This is a genomic window from Enterococcus sp. CR-Ec1 (assembly GCF_002850555.1).
GTDB lineage: Bacteria > Bacillota > Bacilli > Lactobacillales > Enterococcaceae > Enterococcus_D > Enterococcus_D entomosocium.
Genome location: NZ_CP025223.1, coordinates 420,728 through 438,153, shown reverse-complemented (window position 1 = coordinate 438,153; position 17,426 = coordinate 420,728). Strand labels below are relative to the sequence as shown.

The following is a 17,426-nucleotide window of genomic DNA, read 5'->3' as shown; positions in this document are numbered from 1 at the left end:
TTGATTCTTCAGTCCCATTTTCATTTTAGGTATTAAAAAACATATCGTTCTCTAGTATGATTAAATCACCACAAAATAAACAACTGAGAGGACGATATGCTATATGAATGATTCTATCAAAAAAATGCTGAGAATAATAGAGAAAGATTTGATGATTATAGAGGTCTCTTACGAGACCCTTCAGAAGAAAAAGACGTTGGTCGTCGATGCTGTTCTCTCGCCTGCTCCTCGTGCTTGTAGAAGTTGTGGTTCTACTGTGGTAGATGGAAACGGGAAAGCAATTATAGTGAAAAATGGGAAGAAGGAAACGATTGTCCGTTTTGAACAATACAATCATATGCCTTTGGTTATGCGCCTAAAAAAACAGCGCTATACCTGTAAAAACTGCCGAACCCATTGGACTGCTCAAAGTTATTTTGTCCAACCCAGACATTCAATCGCAAATCATGTTAGATATAAAATTGCTTCTTTACTGACTGAAAAAGTATCTTTATCTTTTATTGCGAAAAGCTGTCAGGTATCTTTGACCACCGTTATTCGTACATTGAAAGAGTTTAAAAGCTATTTACCAAAGCAATCTAAGAAGATTCTCCCCAGAGTATTGATGGTTGATGAATTTCGTTCGCATGCTTCCATAGAAGATAAAATGAGCTTTATTTGCGCAGATGGCGAAACAGGAAAATTAATAGATGTTTTGCCTACGCGTAAATTACCTCGATTAACAAGCTATTTCTTAGGTTGTACCAATCCAGAAGAAGTAGAATTCTTGGTTACAGACATGAACGCTGCCTACTTCCAGCTCACCAAACGTGTTCTGCCAAATGCGAAAATAGTGATTGATCGGTTTCATATTGTCAAACACATGAATCAAGCGTTCAATGAGTTGCGTATCCGTGAAATGAATGAACTTCGTAAAGTAGGACAGAAAAGCCAGGCAGAAAAACTGAAAAAGAACTGGCGCTTTTTGCTAAAAAATCGTGCAAACATCAACCATTATGAATACAAAACATGGAAAAGTTTCCGAGCACCAAAATACCCATTTCTTACTGAAGCAATGATGATTGATCGATTGCTTGAGTTTTCTACGCCCCTGAAGGAGGCGTATCCCTTTTTTCATGAATTAGTTGAAGCCTTTCGAGACAAAGACCCTGACTTATTTTTCTGCATATTGGCAGAACTTCCCGAAACGTTAGATGACGGCTTTCGGGAGAAGCTTCAAAACCTTCTGACCTATGAAGAAGGCATCACCAACGCAATGATCTATCCTTATTCCAATGGAAAAATAGAAGCGAAGAATACCCACATAAAGACAATGAAACGAGTATCCTACGGATTTAAATCATTCGAGAACATGAGAATTAGAATCTTTTTGATCAATCAATTAATCAATGTAAGATAACAAAAAATCTGAGCCAGAATGCGGTTCATTCTGACCCAGATTTGATTTTGCACAACTCATCAGTCCTTATTGACAAAGAGCCCTATTTTTTTGGTTCTCTTGATTACGCAAAACATTCGTTGGTACAAATAAAGAAAGCCCTAGCTAAGTGCAACTGATTGGTTCAGTGTTCTTAGCTAGGGCTGATTTTGTTAGGTGTTAAACATATTGTAATTCTTTGGCTTCTTTGTAGGCTGCATCGATCAAACCGCCGCCCAAGCATTCCATGCCGTCATAAAAAACGACTGCTTGTCCCGGAGTGATGGCGCGTACTGGTTCGTCAAAAATCACTTCTGCTCGATCTCCATCTAATAGACGCACGGTTACCGGTACATCTTGTTGACGGTAGCGGAATTTTGCTGTGCATGAAAATTCCGTGCCGCGGTCTTGTTCTGTAGTAAAGTGGATTTGGCTTGCTTCCAAGCGATCTGCATACAAAGCGGGGTGATGGAATCCTTGTCCCACATACAAAGTGTTGGTCGCTAAGTCTTTTCCTACGACAAACCATGGTTCTTGAGTGGCACCGCCGCCGCCAATGCCTAAGCCTTGACGTTGTCCGATGGTGTAGTACATCAAGCCATCGTGTTGTCCTTTGACTTCGCCATCTAATGTAACCATATTGCCTTTTTTCGCTGGCAAGTAATTACTCAAAAATTGTTTGAAATTCTTTTCTCCGATAAAGCAGACACCCGTGGAATCTTTTTTCTTGGCTGTTGCTAGACCTGCCCGTTCAGCGATCGCTCGTACTTCTGATTTTTCCATGCCGCCTAGTGGGAACATGGTTTTGCTCAATTGTTCTTGTGACAATTGGCTTAAGAAATACGTTTGATCTTTGTTGTTATCCACGCCTCGCAACATATGAGTTACGCCGTTTTCATCAACGGTCACTTGCGCATAATGGCCAGTTGCTACATAGTCGGCACCAAGATCCATCGCATAATCCAAAAAGGCTTTGAACTTGATTTCCTTGTTACACATGACATCTGGATTTGGCGTCCGTCCGGCACGGTATTCTGCAAGAAAATATTCAAATACACGGTCCCAATATTCTTTTTCGAAATTCACTGAATAATAAGGAATCCCGATTTGCGCAGCCACTTTGGCTACGTCTTTGTAGTCTTCTGTTGCGGTACAAACACCGTTTTCATCGGTATCATCCCAATTTTTCATAAAGATCCCAACAACATCATACCCTTGTTCTTTCAGCAAAAGTGCTGTTACTGACGAGTCTACCCCGCCACTCATTCCAACCACCACACGGGTGTTTTCGTTAGACATGATCGTTTCACCATCATTTCAATTATAGATTCTGAAATCATCTACGATTTGAAGGTCGCAACTTTTCAGTAATTTGCATTATACAACAAAACACAAAAAACTTCACTGTTTGCTGTCTTTTCTTAAAAATTCCTTTTTTAGAAAAGACATCTGGAGAGAAGTTGCTGTTCGTTACTCCACCCACTCAGCCAAATAGAGGAAGCGCTGCTTTTGTGTCTGTCATCGACAGCTGTCCAAACAGCAACAACTTACTTTTCAAATGGTGGTTGTCATAAAATCGTATGAAATTCTTCAGGAAATGCAGAAATGCTCTTATTAGAAAAAGACTATACTTCTCTTAGATATTACTTTACGAGGAGGGGCATTTCATGCGATTGCACACAAGGATATCGAAAACGAGGAGAAACGATGGGAAGAAAGAAAAGAGCCTTGCACTGCTGCTTTTTCTCATCGGTGGTGTTTTTGTCATTCATTACGTGATTGATCAGGTCAGGGATGCTGCGTTTGATCAGACAGCGCTTGTCTCAAAACAGTTCACTCGCCAAGCCAATCAAGCTCTTCAACAAGCGATGGCAGATACGCAGCAACTGCCGTTGATTGTACAAACCGATCAACGCTGGGGCAATAACACGTATGGATATGGAGAAGAGCAAAATACGTTTGCGGCAAACGGGTGCGCTATTGCTTCTTTAGCCATGATCGATTCTTTTTGGACGGATCGTCCGCCGAATCCTGACAAACTATTGGAGTGGGCTGGCGATCAATTTTATCTTCCCAAACAAGGAACGAGTTGGCAAATCTTTCCTCAGTTTGCCGAAGCTTTTGGTTACCAATTTGCCGATTTAGGGGATTCATTTGAGGCTGCCTATGAGAAAATGACACAAGGCATCCCCGTTGTGGTCTCGGTTCAATCAGGAACCTTTACGACATCCGGACATATTATGGTATTGGCTTTGAACAAAGAAGGAACGATTCAAGTATTCGATCCTAATGATTCCCCCGAAAAAGCCCATTATGAGAAAAGCTATCCTAACGATGTCTTTCAAGCAGAAGGAATCCATTATTGGAGCTTTTGGCTTTGATGTTCTGATCGGCTGAAGCTGCAAAAATACACCTTTTGTGGGACAAAAAAAGACTAGCCGCAGCTAGTCTTTTGCTTATCTTGCTATTATTGAACGCGTGGTTCGTTGTTTTCTTGAATACGCGTCGTTGTCCGGTTGAAGGCACCTTTGGCTTTACGTGTTTGTTTTGACGCAAAGTCGCCAGTTGTTTCTGCCGCACTGCTTACTTTGTCTTGAACTGTTTCAGAGTCTTTTTCGAATTGTTCACGTGTTTTGACATCTGCTACATTCACGTTTACTTCGATGACTTCTAAATTCGTCATTTTGTTGACTTGTGTTGAAACAACCTCTTTGATTTGGTCGTAGATCGTGGTCATGTCGCTGCCATATTCTGCAACGATATCAAGATCGACTGCCACTTGTTTTTTCCCAACTTCAACGTTGATCCCTGAAGTCACATCATCGGTGTTGACTAATTTACCTGCAATATTTGAGAAGAAACCGCCATCGACTGTTAAGAGTCCGTCTACAGATTCTAATGCAATGCCTACGATTTTTTGAATCACTTTATCTTCGTAAGTTAATTCTCCTTTAACACCTGCTGTTGGTTTTGTTTGGTTTTCCATCGTACATTCCTCCTACTATAATCTTGATATAAATTAAACTAATAATGTTACCAAAGTTAACGGCGCGGTCTTTGAAATTGTTCAAAGAATCCGACTTCTTTGAGATAAAATCCCAGATACGTACCTAGTGCCGTAAATAGCACCAGCAGTATGGTTTTCAAAAAGCCGATCGTTAGAAACAGGATCGCTAGGATCAAACCGAAACCTGCAAAGATAAGCGGGATCTTATAGTGGTAGAACCATTCACTCATACCTGTTCCTCCTAAACTACACGCGGTTGGTCATGGGCTGCTGGCGTTTCTTGCGTATCTTTTAAAACAACTTCCGTTTGGATATTGCTTTCGATACCGAAAAGCTGCTGCAGACTGCTGCTGATCTCACCAACCAAAGCTTCTTGTTTTTGCGGGATGGCTGCTGTTTGTTTCATTTCTCCATCGATTTTTACCGCTACTTTATTCTTGACGATTTTGATTTTTACCGATGGCTGATGGATGAAATCTGCTTGTTTCACCCGCTCGAGCACAAAATGCTCTAACGCCTTCTTCTGAATCACTAAATCGCCTGTCTTATGGGGAATGATCAAGCGGTCTGAGCGTTTTGGATAAAACAAAACGACAAAGAGTGCGATCACTGTAAAAATAGCAAAGCCAACAGATAACCAAAAGAGCAGCATACTCATGGAAGATCCGACCCAAGGATATTCATCCAAAGGAATCAAGTAAACAGGCAATGAAGCCGCTTGCTGATTGGCGATGATCCCAAAATAAAAGACAAGTAAGAGTAAAAGTAATCCGATGATAAAAATCACTTTAGAAATCTTACGCATTGGCAACCTCCTTTACTGCTTTCTACTTAAAGCATACACATTTCTTAAATATCCATCAAATAATAACTCTTGGAATCGATTATTTTTTACATATAAAGTTTATTTTTATCAAAAAAATTTCCTTAATCAAAGCTTGCTGTCAAAGTCATCACAAAAAAAGCAAGCCACCCGAATCTGTTTGGATGCTTGCTTTTCTTGTTATCTGTTAACGAGCTAGCTTGGCAAGTTCTTGTTGTTTTGCATGATACAGCACCGCCAGTTCATTTTCGGAAACTGGTCGACCGAAGGGACGCGGCTGCGGCAGAAACGCCAATTCCGGCGCATCGACTCCTACGTTGAGATTCTCAGCGATTGGCACACTGTGATGATGGATATGCCCATGCAGATTGCGGCTGTTTTTGGTGATCCCCAGCAGCATAGGATAATGGGTCAGTATAAATTGCTGATGAGCAAACTTCAGCAAAACACCAACATCTTCAAACGCATACTTTTGGGCTCCCAAACAACCAGGATCATGCTTGCGCAAGTACGCAAAGAAAGCCCGGGTATCATGATTGCCTTTGATAAAAACGATTTTGCCCTGCAGCTGTGCTAACAGCGCAGCAATTTCTGGAAAACCTGCTTCATAAGCAGGGTGCATCGCGACATCCCCTAAATGATAAACGACATCTTTATCCGCAACCACCTCATTCCAGCTAGCGATCATCGTTTCATGCATTTGCGTCACTGTCTCAAAGGGGCGTGGGGCGAAGTCATTGTCCCCGAGCAAGGCTACATGAAAATAGTGGGTATCAGACGTAAAAAATTTCATAGTCGCTCCTTACTTTACTGCTTTTTTCTGTGATCTGCGTCTTTAAATCATCGCTAACGGCTGCTTTTTCGTTGGCTCCGGAAAGCGTGCATCGATTGTCGCCAATTCGCTTTTGGAAAAAACGATTTTGGTAGCTTCAATGTTCTGCAGCATATGCAGCGAGTCACTGGTTTGGGGGATCGCTAAGACGTGGGGTTGTCGAAGGGTCCATGCCAAAAGCAGCTGAAAAATCGTGCAGCCTTTGGCTTCTGCCAGCTCTTTCAACACTTCATCATTTTTGAAGTGGTGCCCTAGCCGATCGCCTTGAGCAATTGGTGAGTAGGCAATCACCGGAATCTCAGCCTCTGCCTGCCAAGGCAAAAGATCGTATTCGATCCCCCGGGCACCTAAATTATAGAGTACTTGGTTGGCGGCACATTGATCGCCGTTTTCTAACCGCAACAGCTCCTCCATATCTGCCACGTCAAAATTAGAGACGCCCCATGCACGAATCTTTCCAGAGGCTTTGGCAGCTTCTAGTGCGTCAACTGTTTCTGCTAACGGCACATCTCCTCGCCAGTGGAGCAGATACAGATCAAGATAGTCGGTGCCTAAACGCGCTAAGCTACGGTCTAAAGCTTTCGGCAATTCATCTGCGGAGGCATTCCAGGGATAAACTTTTGAAATCAAATAAAGATCCCCTCGTGTAAAGGGCTGGATCGCCTTGCCAACTAGCGTTTCTGCGTTTCCCTCGCCGTACATTTCTGCGGTATCGATGACAGCCGCTCCGGCTTTGATGCCCGCTTGCAGCGCATCGATCTCGGCTTTTTCCTTAGCAGGGTCATCCCCCATATGCCAAGTCCCCATTCCAACGGCTAACACGGATTGCTTGTTTAAGGTTCGTTTCATCTGGATTCCTTCTTTCTCGTCTCAACGTATCCACTTTCTGAGAACGGCTTAGGTTTGTTTTCTTTAGTATAAAAAGAAACCGGCAAAGATACAAAAGAAGTGTATCAATCCCTTGCCTGCTTGGCGGAGTGACACACTTCTTGCCCTTTGAACGGTATAGCTGCTTTTGACAAAAGCTTACGCTTTGACAAACAACCCGCGGCTGATAAAACCATCCATTAAAAAGTAAAATTTTTCTTGCAGCATTTTGTGCTGTTCATCTTTGAAAATATTGACTGCTTTTAATCCATTGGCTGTCGTGATCGACATCTTGAAGGTTTGCAGATCTTTTGCAACAGTGATTTTTAATTTAAAGCCTTCTTTGCTTTGGGGTGTTGCTTCAAGGCCACGAATCAATTGGAAGTTGCCGCCGTTCGTTTCTGTAAAGCCATTGTCCCGCAACGTATATTTTTTTGCTTCAGGAGCAATGCGGTATTGGGTTGCTGCGCCTAAAACGGTTGCTGTTGTTTCAAATGCCATGTTCTTCACCTCTTTAACATCATTTCTTTCATTATAAATAGTTTTCAGCGAGATTGCTAGCTGTTCTCCTACTTTTTCGTTGCTAAGACAGTTTCTGCTAATAGCTGAGCAAATGCTTCGATTTCCGCCAATGTGTTGCCATAGCCAAAGCTGACTCTGACCGATTCACGGATAGCTGGATGCTCTTTGCCTACCATCGCTTCTAGCACATGGGAGGGTTCAACATTGCCCGCCGTACAAGCGCTGCCTGTCGAGATAGCGGCTCCTTTTAAGTCCAATTTCATCAGTAACAAGTCACTGCTGACCCCTGGGAAACGCAGATTCAAAATATGGGGCAATTTGTGTGCTGGATCACCATTCAACTGAACATCGACGCCTTGTGCTGCTAAGGTCTCCATCAGCACATCGGCAAACAGTTGATATTGTTCCGCCGCTGCTTGCTGTGCTTCGGGGGTATGCAAAGAAGCTGCTTTGGCCATCCCCGTGATGGCTGCCAAGTTTTCCGTTCCTGCTCGCCGTTTTTCTTCTTGTTCGCCACCATGGAGTAGCGAAGGTAGCGACAAGCCTTCTCGTTTATACAAAAAACCGATCCCTTTTGGTCCATTGATTTTGTGAGCGGAAATGCTTAAGAGATCAATGCTATTTTCATTGATTTCAAGCGGGATCTTGCCATAAGCTTGCACGGCATCGGTATGAAAAACGGCGGGATGCTCCCGTAAAAGGGCGCCAATTTCTGCAATCGGCAACAAATTGCCCGTTTCATTGTTTGCCGTCATTATGGATACTAAAATCGTATCGGGACGTAAGGCAGCCTCAACTTCACTGACGGCCAATTGCCCCTTTTGATCTACGGGCAAATAGGTCACCTCAAAGCCTAAGCCTTCTAAATAGCGCATACTCTCAATGACCGCCGGATGTTCGATCTGGGTCGTAATGATATGTTTGCCTTGTGCTTGTTTGCTAAGGGCTGTACCGATGATCGCTGTATTATCACTTTCGGTACCTCCACTGTTAAAAATGATCTCATGTTCCTTGACCCCTAGCTGCTGAGCGATCGCTTGACGAGCCAATTCTAATTGGGTGTGGGCATCTCGACCATAATGATGAATGCTTGATGGATTGCCAAAAAATGTCTGCATCGTCTCACTCATCACTTTGATCACTTCTGGGTGCAGCGGTGTCGTTGCTGCATGATCTAAGTAAACCATTCTTTTCACCTATCCTTCATTACTGCCATTATAACAAATCTTCCTCAGACGTCTATCGTGAGTGTCCATACGAAAAAACCTGTCAGTCAAAAGCGGAACAATCGCCAATGATGACAGGCAGCTGAACGCGTTCAGCCTTACGAAAAATCAGGAACGTGTGCTGTTTTGCTTGTGCGAATCACGTCACTTACTGATCGTTTTATTTTTTTCCAGGTTCAGAGGCAATGACAGTCAATTCACCAACCAATTCCCATTTCTTGATCGGGTTTGGCAAAATGCAGCTCGTGCCCATTTTTAGTTCATAGGAATGACCGTCGATCATCAACTGCCCATACCCATCAATCACGGTCATCAAGGTATAATCGGCCTTTTGTGCCAAAGATAATTTCCCACGTACTTCCCATTCATACACATTGAAAAATGGCGTTTCAAGATAGGTAACGACTGCTGATTGTCCTTGTTTGACTTCACGGATCGATAATTCTGGCGTCCGTGCAGGAATCGTCGTCACATCGATTGATTGTTGGATATGCAGCTCCCGTGTTTGTCCTTGATCATCAGTACGATCATAGTCGTACACCCGATAAGTCGTATCCGAGCTTTGTTGGGTTTCTAAGATCATGATCCCTTTCCCAATGGCATGGATCGTTCCACTTGGCACGTAGAAGAAATCGCCTTTTTTCACAGGGACTTTTGTTAACAAATCATCCCAACGACCCGCTTCGATCATTTCCGCAAGTTCTTCTTTGGTTTGTGCGTGGTGGCCATAAATGATTTCCGCACCTGGTTCGGCATCAATAATGTACCAGCATTCCGTTTTCCCTAATTCCCCTTCATGGGCTAGCCCATACGTGTTATCAGGATGGACCTGAACGGATAGATCATCTTCCGCGTCTAGAATTTTAATTAATAATGGAAAGACTGGTTCGTCTGAATGTCCAAACAGTTCTTGATGGTCTTGCCAAAGATCCGCCAATGTTTTGCCTTTAAACGGACCATTTTCAATGACGCTCACCCCATGAGGATGCGCACTGATCGCCCAATCTTCACCGATCTTGTCACTCGGTAAATCAAAACCAAAAACAGAATGCAGGCGACTGCCGCCCCAAATTTTTTCTTGAAAAACAGGTTTCATAAACAATGGTTCCATAATTGTTCCCCTCTCTAGTTGTTCGTGCATATTATAGCATGAATCCGCTTATTCGGCAGATTCTTTTAAGTAACATTGCAGGATTTCGTCACGATGACCCAAGTAGCTTTCTCGATGATCCACTGGATGGACCCGATTCGATAAGAAAATAAACGCTTTTTTGTTAGGGATATCTACTGCGAGAAACGTGCCTGTATAGCCTGTATGAAATAATTGGTACGGCGCACCCAATAAGTCCCAGCCATAGGTGCGGGGCTTTGTGCTTTCAGGCGTCTGCCTCTGAGCCAGCGCCTGCATCACTTTTTCTGAGAAAAACGGCGCCCCTTGCTGCTGACCATTTGCCAATAACAGTTGAACGAACAGCGTCAAATCATCCACGGTAGAAAACAACCCGGCGTTGCCGGCATGGTTTCCCAGCACTCGTGCTTTTGGGTCATGGGTGATTCCTCTAAGGATACTGCCGTCTGGCTGCTGCTGGGTAGGCACGATCAATGGCAGCTGTGAAGGAGGAAAAGGCGGAAAGCCGCTGTTCTTCATGCCTAAAGGCGTCAAGACTTCTTCTTGAAAAATCTCGGTCACTGGTTTTTGATACAGCTCCTCCAATAAAAAGCCCAGCAAAATCGTCCCAGTATCCGTATAGCTGACCGTTTGACCGATCGTATCACTGCTTTCAAGCTGCAAATACGCCTTGCGCAAGGCAGCAGCATCCAACTGGTCTCGATGAGGAATCCACGTGTTGATGGCTGCCGTATGCGTCAGCAAGTGCTTGATCGTTACCCGATCGTCTTTAAACGCTGGCAACCAACGAGTAAGCGGTGCCTCCATCTCGATTTTCCCTTGATCCCACAATTTTAACAGGACGGTGGTTGTACAAATGACTTTCGTCAATGAGGCTAAATCAAACAAATGATCTTTCGTCATGGGTTCGGTTTTCGGAAGAAGCGCTGCCTGTCCGAATACCTGTGTCTCTTGGGTTTCACCGGCGATAAAACGCAGCACCACTCCTGGGAAAACGGTCGGCATTTTTTCTTGAATGAGCTGTACTGTTTTTGGGTACATTGTCATCGCTCCATACTCGCTCCTTTCAGGCTTGTCTTGCTTCTAACTTTAGCACTTTTCGCCAATGAAAAAAACTACCCATTAAGGATAGTTTTCAGATTTTTTTCTAATCAGTGTTACATAGATTACTCGTCAGCTGGTGCAGCTTTTGCTTGCGCCTTTTGGATGATTCTCAAATAACTGTAACACGCACATTGGCTACCTAGTCCCCCTACGATCAATCCCGCGAGTAAGGGATGGATCAAGATGAGCAGTAAAGCGAGGCCACTCAACAGCCCTAGCAACATCAGTGTCTGCAACGGTGCCCAAAAGATGATGAAAAAGCTTTTGATCAAGGCGAGCCGCATGGGTGCCGCCAAATGCACACTGTCGCAGATAAAATACAGCAACCACACGAGTAGAATGATACTTAAAAACAAATAACCGACAGCCAATAAGGGCAGCTGAAAGGAATCGATTTGGCGATAAGAGCCTAACAGCAGCAAAGCGAGACTACCGAAAAAGAGGCCTGCGGCAAAACTGCGCCGATAATTTTCCCGATAGAGCCGCCAAAAGGTCCCTCCGATGGCCTGTCGTGGTTCTTGATAGTACAACCAGCGCCGCATGACCCCAAATAAAGCAAAGATCGCTGGCAAAAGAATGCTAGGAAAACTAATGATCAAACCAACCAAAGAGAAAAGAAACTGACGAGGAGAGCTGGGGAAAATCAGCCCCAAAGCTAGCAATAGAACGGGCAGATTGAACAGTAACCAGTAGCCATTCAAAAGCAACATACTAGCTATCGCTTGACTGGCACCATACCAACGATACCATCGTTCATTTCCCATCAGTCCGCCTCCTTTCTCTAATCAGCTGATTTACCCTCTAGCGGGCTAAGTTTTGTAGATTTTGCTGCCATTTCTCTGTTTGATAATCCAGCAACTCTTGATAGCCCGCTGCTTGTGCTTGGGCTTCCGCCTCAGCAAAGATGGCACGCACTTCTTCATCGCTGTCAGCAAAGATCGCTGAAGCATTGGCTTCTTCAAAAATATCGTTGATCCGTTGCTGAATAATTCCTTCTGGTGAGTCTGGCATCGGGTTGATCGCCGCAAATTCCGTGTCGTCTTTTTGCGTGTCCCAAGTGATGGCATGCTGCCATTTCGTTGCCCAGTTCATTTGATCTTCTGGAAGATTTAACTCAAATTTTGTTTTGGTATTGTCTAAAAAGGCGGAGTTGCCGTTCCATTGGAAACTTGATGTTGCTTGCTCAATCTCTGAAACGCCTGCACTGTCTTCTGCATAGGCATCCGTAAATTGCGTATAGCCTTCTTCGTCAAAGCCATCCCAATACTGGCCTTCTGGACCAAACATCAAGATCGATTGGCCCAACGGTCCTGTCAACCAGTCTAAGAAGGCAAAGACTTTTTCTGGGTCTTCTGCATTTCTAGTAATGACACTGACATTCCACCCTAGCATTTCATAGGAACCTGGGAAAATATTGTCAGGATCTAGTCCTGGTTTTGCAATCGGCTCGATATAGAAATACCCCGCATCTGGATTTTGTTCTTGCAAGATGTAATGGGCATCGCGAGCATGGTTGGACGGGCTGGCAGCCGCATAGACAGCTACACGACCACTGGTTACTTTTTCTGCCACCATATCTGCATCTTGGGTCAAGGTATCTTGGGTCATCAAGCGCTCACGGTACAGTCTTGACGCATATTCAATCGATTCTACGTAGTTTTCATTGGCAAAGATCGAGGTCAATACGTCGCCTTCAGGAACAGCGCGAATGCGGATATCTGCTGGTGAACGCCCTTCTGCAAAGGCGGAGTATAAGACATTGATCCCTTGTCCGCTGACATCTGTTTCAAATGGAATGACATCAGGAAACTCTGTTTGAACTTCTTTCAAATACTCATAAAGATCCTCTGTTGTTTTCAATTCTGGCGCACCTAAAGCATCATGGATCTCTTTATTGACGACATAACCGGCATTCCCGAAAGGCTCCGAGCTATACCAGTTGGGAAACTGATAAAGTTTGCCGTCTTCTGAACGAAGCATGTTCAGGATGTCTTCTCCCGCCCATTCTTTCAAGTTTGGATACTTATCCAAGTAATCATCAAATGGCACTAAGGCACCCGCTTCTCGCAGCCGTTCCACATCCGACCCTCGATCAAGCCAAATAAAATCAGGTAGATCATCGCCAGCGATCATTGTACTTAGCCGCTGTGCCGCATTCCCGCCGCCGTCGATCGCCCGGATATCCACATTGGTCAGTTCTTTGATAGCAGCAGTTGCAGGATCATCTCCCCAGCGATCCATCGTGTACCAATCATAATTACCAAACATCGTGATCTCCAACGGTTCACTACCTAATTCAAAGACCTCCGAACTGTCACGGTCATTCGCTGCCGCCCCATCACTTTCTTTTGTCCCTGACTCACTGCCGCAAGCAGCCAGTAAGAGACTCATCGCAGTCACTGACAGCACGCCTTTTAATACCTTTGCTTTCATTCTTTTATCCCCTTTCAACTCTTACTGCTCTCCCCTTCTATCAATAGGGGCCACCTGCTCTGCTAATCTTTCAACGAACCAATCAATACACCTTTTACAAAATACTTTTGGACAAACGGATAAACCATTACGATCGGCAAAGTCGCCACCATCATGATCGCCATCGACAAGGATTTTCCTGTGACACCAGTCATTTCCGCCAAACGTGCTGCTGAGCCAGAATCGATTTGACTCATTTGCGAACTCACCGTGTTCGAATTCAAGACTCGTTGCAAAAAGGTCTGCAAGGGAATCAGATGATCTGAAGTAATGTAGATGCTTGGCATAAACCAATCATTCCAATGCCCAACGGCGGTAAATAGCGACAAAGTGGCAATGACTGGACCTGATAACGGCAAAATGATTCGGAAAAACGTGCCCCAATAACCACAACCATCAATTTTCGCTGAATCTTCCAATCCTTTCGGCAGTTGCTGAAAGAACGTACGGAAGATGATCATATTCCAAACACTGATCAGACCAGGAATGATCATTACCCAAAAAGAATCCATCAGTCCAAGTGAACGTACCACTAAAAAAGTTGGAATCAAGCCGCCGCTGAAGAACATCGTGAGGATGAAAAAAATCGTAATAAATTTTCGCCCTATCAGTTCTCTTTTTGACATTCCATATGCTGCCATCGCTGTCAGCATGATCGATGAAAACGTCCCGATCACTGTCCGTAAAACACTGATGAAAAAGGCATTCATCAAGCGCTGATCTTGAAAGACGATCTGATAGTTTTCCAACGTAAATTCTCTTGGCCAAAACGTGATCCCACCGGTCACCGTGTCACGTCCAGAATTAAAGGAAATCACCAGTGAATTCCAGAAGGGATAAAATGTCAAGAATGCAAGCGTTATCAAGAAAAGGTAGATAAAAATCATCATCGCTTGGTCGCCCCAATTTTTCTTCATTGTTCATTTCCTCCTCTGCTGATCACCATAAGCTGTGACCCACTTTGCGTGCGAAAAAGTTTGCTCCGCTCAAAAGAGTGACACTAATGACTGCTTTGAACAAACCAACAGCTGTTGCGTATGAATATTGAGAGTTGCTGATCCCTACCCGATACACATAGGTATCAATGACATCCGCCACATTTCTAAGAGCTGGATTGCTCCCCAGTAAAAGCAAATCTTCAAAGCCCGCATTCAATAAGTTGCCGATCTCCAAAATGAGAAAAATCGTAATGATTGGAACGATCGAAGGCAGAGTGATCAAAAAGACTTGCTGAAATTTCGTTGCGCCATCTAGTGATGCTGCTTCGTACAGTTGCGGATCGATCCCAGCAATGGCTGCCATATAGACGATCGAGCCAAAGCCAATCGATTTCCAAAGATTTGTCGTAACGATGATCGTCCAGAAATAGCGAGGGATCGATAAAAAGTTGATTGGTTCATCGATCAGGTTTAAACTCTCCAAAGCAATATTTAAGCTACCGTTATCCATCGATAAAATCGACATCGTAAACCCCGCCACGATCACCCATGATAAAAAGTGTGGGAGATAAGTAATCGTCTGCACCACACGTTTGAATGCAACGTTCTTGACCTCGTTAAGCATCAACGCCAGCAAAATCGGTGCTGGAAAACAAATAGCAATCTTTAGCACACTGATCATAATGGTATTCCGTAAAATTTCCCAAAAACGTGGTTCACTAAAAAAGCGCCGAAAATTATCAAAGCCGATCCATGGACTGCCTGTCATACCTTCAAAAATATTGTACTGTTGAAATGCCATCAAAATCCCGTACATTGGGATATAGCTAAAAATGCCTACCAGTAAGATCGCCGGCAGTACCATCATCTGCAGATCCCACTGAGCAAAATATCGGTGTATCCACTTTTTTTCCATCACATCTACTCCTTGTCTTCCCGTTACTGCTCAACACCATAAGAAACCGCATACATTAATAACAACAAATAACCTCTGCGTCCAGAGCCATCGAATCTCGATTCTTTTTTATTATAAATTAAGAATAACCACAATTCAATATAATGTTTGCGATTTTTGAATCATAATGGCTATTATATTAAGTTTTAAGACAAGCGTTTCAAATATTAAATAACTAAATAAGAAATTCAAAATAGATTGGACCTGTTCTACTAATGCAGATAAACTACCGTTTTTTCAATGATTGGTCTTCGAATCGATGTAACAGGTTTTTGCACTCTTTCGTGCGAAATAAAAACAAAAGTTTCTTTTTTTGACAAAAAAAAAGAAAAAGCAGAGAATAGTCCTCTCTGCTTTTTCTTTCAAAACACTTTATTTTTTAACGATAAACCACCATTCGATACCGATCGCATCGTAGGTCGTCAACAATTGCCGTTTTTTGTCGATGAAAAACTCTTGGTTCTTCTCAGACAAGTGTTTTTCCAATGTATCGATATCTTCTTGACTGATGGAGATTTTCAAGAAGTCTAAGCCAAGCACCTCGTGGCTCGGTAAGTCGATCGTACCACCTTGTGCTTCAGTCAAGCCAACTTGGAAGTCACCATCATTGAGGATAAATTCCTTTGTTTCGGCTTCTTTTGTTTTCAATCCTAAGCTTTCTTCTAAGAAAAGCTGCTCTTTGGCTAAATCACTGACGTTTAAATACAGCTTGCCAAAATGAGCCTCTTTTGATAAGCCAGCCGCTTTTGCAGGTGCCGCTTTGATCAATTCTGCTTCGTCTTTTGGTACCACAGTTCCTGCGGGTGCTGTAAATAAGACTTCGATTTTGTTTCCTTCTGGATCAGCTATCAGGAAGCCTAATTGATTCGCTTCATAACGAGCTTCTTCGAAAGCAATCGCTTTTTGTTGGGCATTGCTCGCGATAGTTGCCGCTTCTTCTAGCGAGGATACGGCTAAAACGATGCGCTGCATCTTTTTGATCTCACCGAAATGGTCGTTGGCACGCGGGCTTTCTTCCAACCATAAAACTTCTCTATCTAATCCTTTTAGACCAAAGATGGCCAACTCATTTTCTTCTCTTTTCAGCTCAAAGCCAAGTACATCGCGATAAAAGGCAATCGCTTGATCGCGGTCTTTTACCCGAATTGCAACAGTCAGCAACTTCGTACTGCTCCCCAATAAGAAATCTGTCATTGTTTCTCCCCCTACTTACATATGTACTCATTGTACTGATAAAACGAAATTCTAGCAAATGAAATCCCTATCTCTTTTATTCTTTTTTTAGAGAAAATAAGAAGAAACGCACAGAAAAGTCAGAATTTTGCATTTTTATGAGTAGAGAGGAGGCGCTTGGGTGTCGCTAATGGCTTCAACTACAGCCAGCTGCTGCTGGACTTGCCGCGAGGATCTGGGTTCCTAAACGATCGATCCGATCGGTGATACAAACGGCAGCTACCCCTGCTTTTAAGGCTTTCTGAGCACTTTTTAGTTTTGGCAGCATGCCGCCCGTGACTACTTCTTCGGTGATCAAGCGGGGGATCTCTTCAAAAGAAACAGCGGATAACCACTTACTTTCTTGCTTGATCCCAGGGACATCCGTCAACAAATACAGTTTTTCGGCTTGTAAGCTGGCTGCGACCTGACAAGCCACTTCATCCGCGTTGATGTTCAACCATTGCCCCTCTGGCGTAATTCCTAGTGGGGCCAAGATCGGGACATGTTTTTTCTCTGTCAAGAGCTGCAAGAAGGCGGCGTTGATTCGCTGAACTTTCCCTACTTGCCCTAATTTCTCCTCATCGATAACTTCTCCTTGGATCAGCTGATCACAGCCAGCATTCAGTCCCACGGCATGGAAGCCAGCTTGCTGGAAAGCAGTCGTAATCAGCGGTTGAACTTGTCCCAAAAGGACCATTCTAGTCACTTCAAGCGTCTGGGGATCGGTCACCCGCAAGCCGTCTTTGATTTTGACTGTCAACGCCATTTTCTCCATCATTTCTGAGATGTAGTGACCACCGCCATGGACGATGACCACTTTTTTGCCCGCAGCTTGCCAATCTGCTATCGTCTCAAAGAATGACGGGGTTAAATTTTCTGAGGCGACACCGCCGATTTTTACTACGATCGTTTCCATCTA

At 43.8% G+C, this 17,426-nt stretch carries 18 protein-coding genes; 2 read left to right on the top strand and 16 right to left on the bottom strand.

Annotation, left to right across the window (positions count from 1 at the left end):
• Positions 1-103 precede the first annotated feature (103 nt).
• Positions 104-1,399 (top strand): ISL3 family transposase, encoded by a 1,296-nt coding sequence (locus CXM95_RS02145; protein ID WP_086298954.1) that lies wholly within the window; start codon positions 104-106, stop codon positions 1,397-1,399.
• A gap of 198 nt (positions 1,400-1,597) precedes the next feature.
• Here CXM95_RS02145 and mnmA read toward each other — a convergent pair whose 3' ends face one another.
• Positions 1,598-2,716, bottom strand: a complete 1,119-nt coding sequence (gene mnmA, locus CXM95_RS02140) for a tRNA 2-thiouridine(34) synthase MnmA (protein WP_026008140.1) — start codon at positions 2,714-2,716, stop codon at positions 1,598-1,600.
• Between the two features lie 368 nt (positions 2,717-3,084).
• Between mnmA and CXM95_RS02135 the strand changes: the two genes are divergently transcribed.
• Complete coding sequence (locus CXM95_RS02135; protein WP_101698794.1) at positions 3,085-3,798, top strand: C39 family peptidase; 714 nt, start codon at positions 3,085-3,087, stop codon at positions 3,796-3,798.
• A gap of 86 nt (positions 3,799-3,884) precedes the next feature.
• On the opposite strand, the gene CXM95_RS02130 is transcribed toward CXM95_RS02135, so the two are convergent.
• From CXM95_RS02130 to argB, 15 genes are all read right to left on the bottom strand, one after another.
• Positions 3,885-4,403, bottom strand: coding sequence for an Asp23/Gls24 family envelope stress response protein (locus CXM95_RS02130; RefSeq protein WP_086299032.1), 519 nt, complete (start codon positions 4,401-4,403; stop codon positions 3,885-3,887).
• 56 nt (positions 4,404-4,459) lie between these two features.
• Positions 4,460-4,654: a DUF2273 domain-containing protein gene (locus CXM95_RS02125; protein ID WP_005232259.1), complete on the bottom strand. Its 195-nt coding sequence runs from the start codon at positions 4,652-4,654 to the stop codon at positions 4,460-4,462.
• 11 nt (positions 4,655-4,665) lie between these two features.
• Positions 4,666-5,229 carry an alkaline shock response membrane anchor protein AmaP gene (gene amaP, locus CXM95_RS02120; RefSeq protein WP_005232260.1) on the bottom strand — a complete coding sequence of 188 codons (564 nt, stop codon included), beginning with the start codon at positions 5,227-5,229 and terminating at the stop codon, positions 4,666-4,668.
• A gap of 205 nt (positions 5,230-5,434) precedes the next feature.
• Complete coding sequence (locus tag CXM95_RS02110) at positions 5,435-6,040, bottom strand: metallophosphoesterase (RefSeq protein WP_086299031.1); 606 nt, start codon at positions 6,038-6,040, stop codon at positions 5,435-5,437.
• A 42-nt stretch (positions 6,041-6,082) separates the two neighbouring features.
• Positions 6,083-6,928, bottom strand: a complete 846-nt coding sequence (locus CXM95_RS02105) for an aldo/keto reductase (protein WP_086299030.1) — start codon at positions 6,926-6,928, stop codon at positions 6,083-6,085.
• 177 nt (positions 6,929-7,105) lie between these two features.
• The gene (locus CXM95_RS02100) at positions 7,106-7,447 is read right to left on the bottom strand and encodes a DUF1831 domain-containing protein (RefSeq protein ID WP_005232263.1); all 342 of its coding nucleotides are present in this window, start codon (positions 7,445-7,447) and stop codon (positions 7,106-7,108) included.
• 68 nt (positions 7,448-7,515) lie between these two features.
• Complete coding sequence (locus tag CXM95_RS02095) at positions 7,516-8,655, bottom strand: cysteine desulfurase family protein (RefSeq protein ID WP_101698793.1); 1,140 nt, start codon at positions 8,653-8,655, stop codon at positions 7,516-7,518.
• A gap of 199 nt (positions 8,656-8,854) precedes the next feature.
• Positions 8,855-9,808 carry a mannose-6-phosphate isomerase, class I gene (gene manA, locus CXM95_RS02090; protein WP_199559942.1) on the bottom strand — a complete coding sequence of 318 codons (954 nt, stop codon included), beginning with the start codon at positions 9,806-9,808 and terminating at the stop codon, positions 8,855-8,857.
• Between the two features lie 45 nt (positions 9,809-9,853).
• Positions 9,854-10,870, bottom strand: coding sequence for a serine hydrolase domain-containing protein (locus tag CXM95_RS02085; protein ID WP_101698791.1), 1,017 nt, complete (start codon positions 10,868-10,870; stop codon positions 9,854-9,856).
• Between the two features lie 119 nt (positions 10,871-10,989).
• Complete coding sequence (locus CXM95_RS02080; protein ID WP_101698790.1) at positions 10,990-11,691, bottom strand: DUF624 domain-containing protein; 702 nt, start codon at positions 11,689-11,691, stop codon at positions 10,990-10,992.
• A gap of 37 nt (positions 11,692-11,728) precedes the next feature.
• Positions 11,729-13,360 carry an extracellular solute-binding protein gene (locus CXM95_RS02075; protein WP_086299026.1) on the bottom strand — a complete coding sequence of 544 codons (1,632 nt, stop codon included), beginning with the start codon at positions 13,358-13,360 and terminating at the stop codon, positions 11,729-11,731.
• Between the two features lie 62 nt (positions 13,361-13,422).
• Entirely contained in the window at positions 13,423-14,316 is an 894-nt protein-coding gene (locus tag CXM95_RS02070; RefSeq protein WP_005232275.1) for a carbohydrate ABC transporter permease, read from the bottom strand.
• A gap of 22 nt (positions 14,317-14,338) precedes the next feature.
• Complete coding sequence (locus CXM95_RS02065) at positions 14,339-15,253, bottom strand: ABC transporter permease (protein WP_005232278.1); 915 nt, start codon at positions 15,251-15,253, stop codon at positions 14,339-14,341.
• A gap of 411 nt (positions 15,254-15,664) precedes the next feature.
• Positions 15,665-16,486 carry a VOC family protein gene (locus CXM95_RS02060; RefSeq protein ID WP_008376185.1) on the bottom strand — a complete coding sequence of 274 codons (822 nt, stop codon included), beginning with the start codon at positions 16,484-16,486 and terminating at the stop codon, positions 15,665-15,667.
• 175 nt (positions 16,487-16,661) lie between these two features.
• Positions 16,662-17,423, bottom strand: a complete 762-nt coding sequence (argB, locus tag CXM95_RS02055; RefSeq protein ID WP_005232286.1) for an acetylglutamate kinase — start codon at positions 17,421-17,423, stop codon at positions 16,662-16,664.
• Positions 17,424-17,426: the final 3 nt, after the last annotated feature.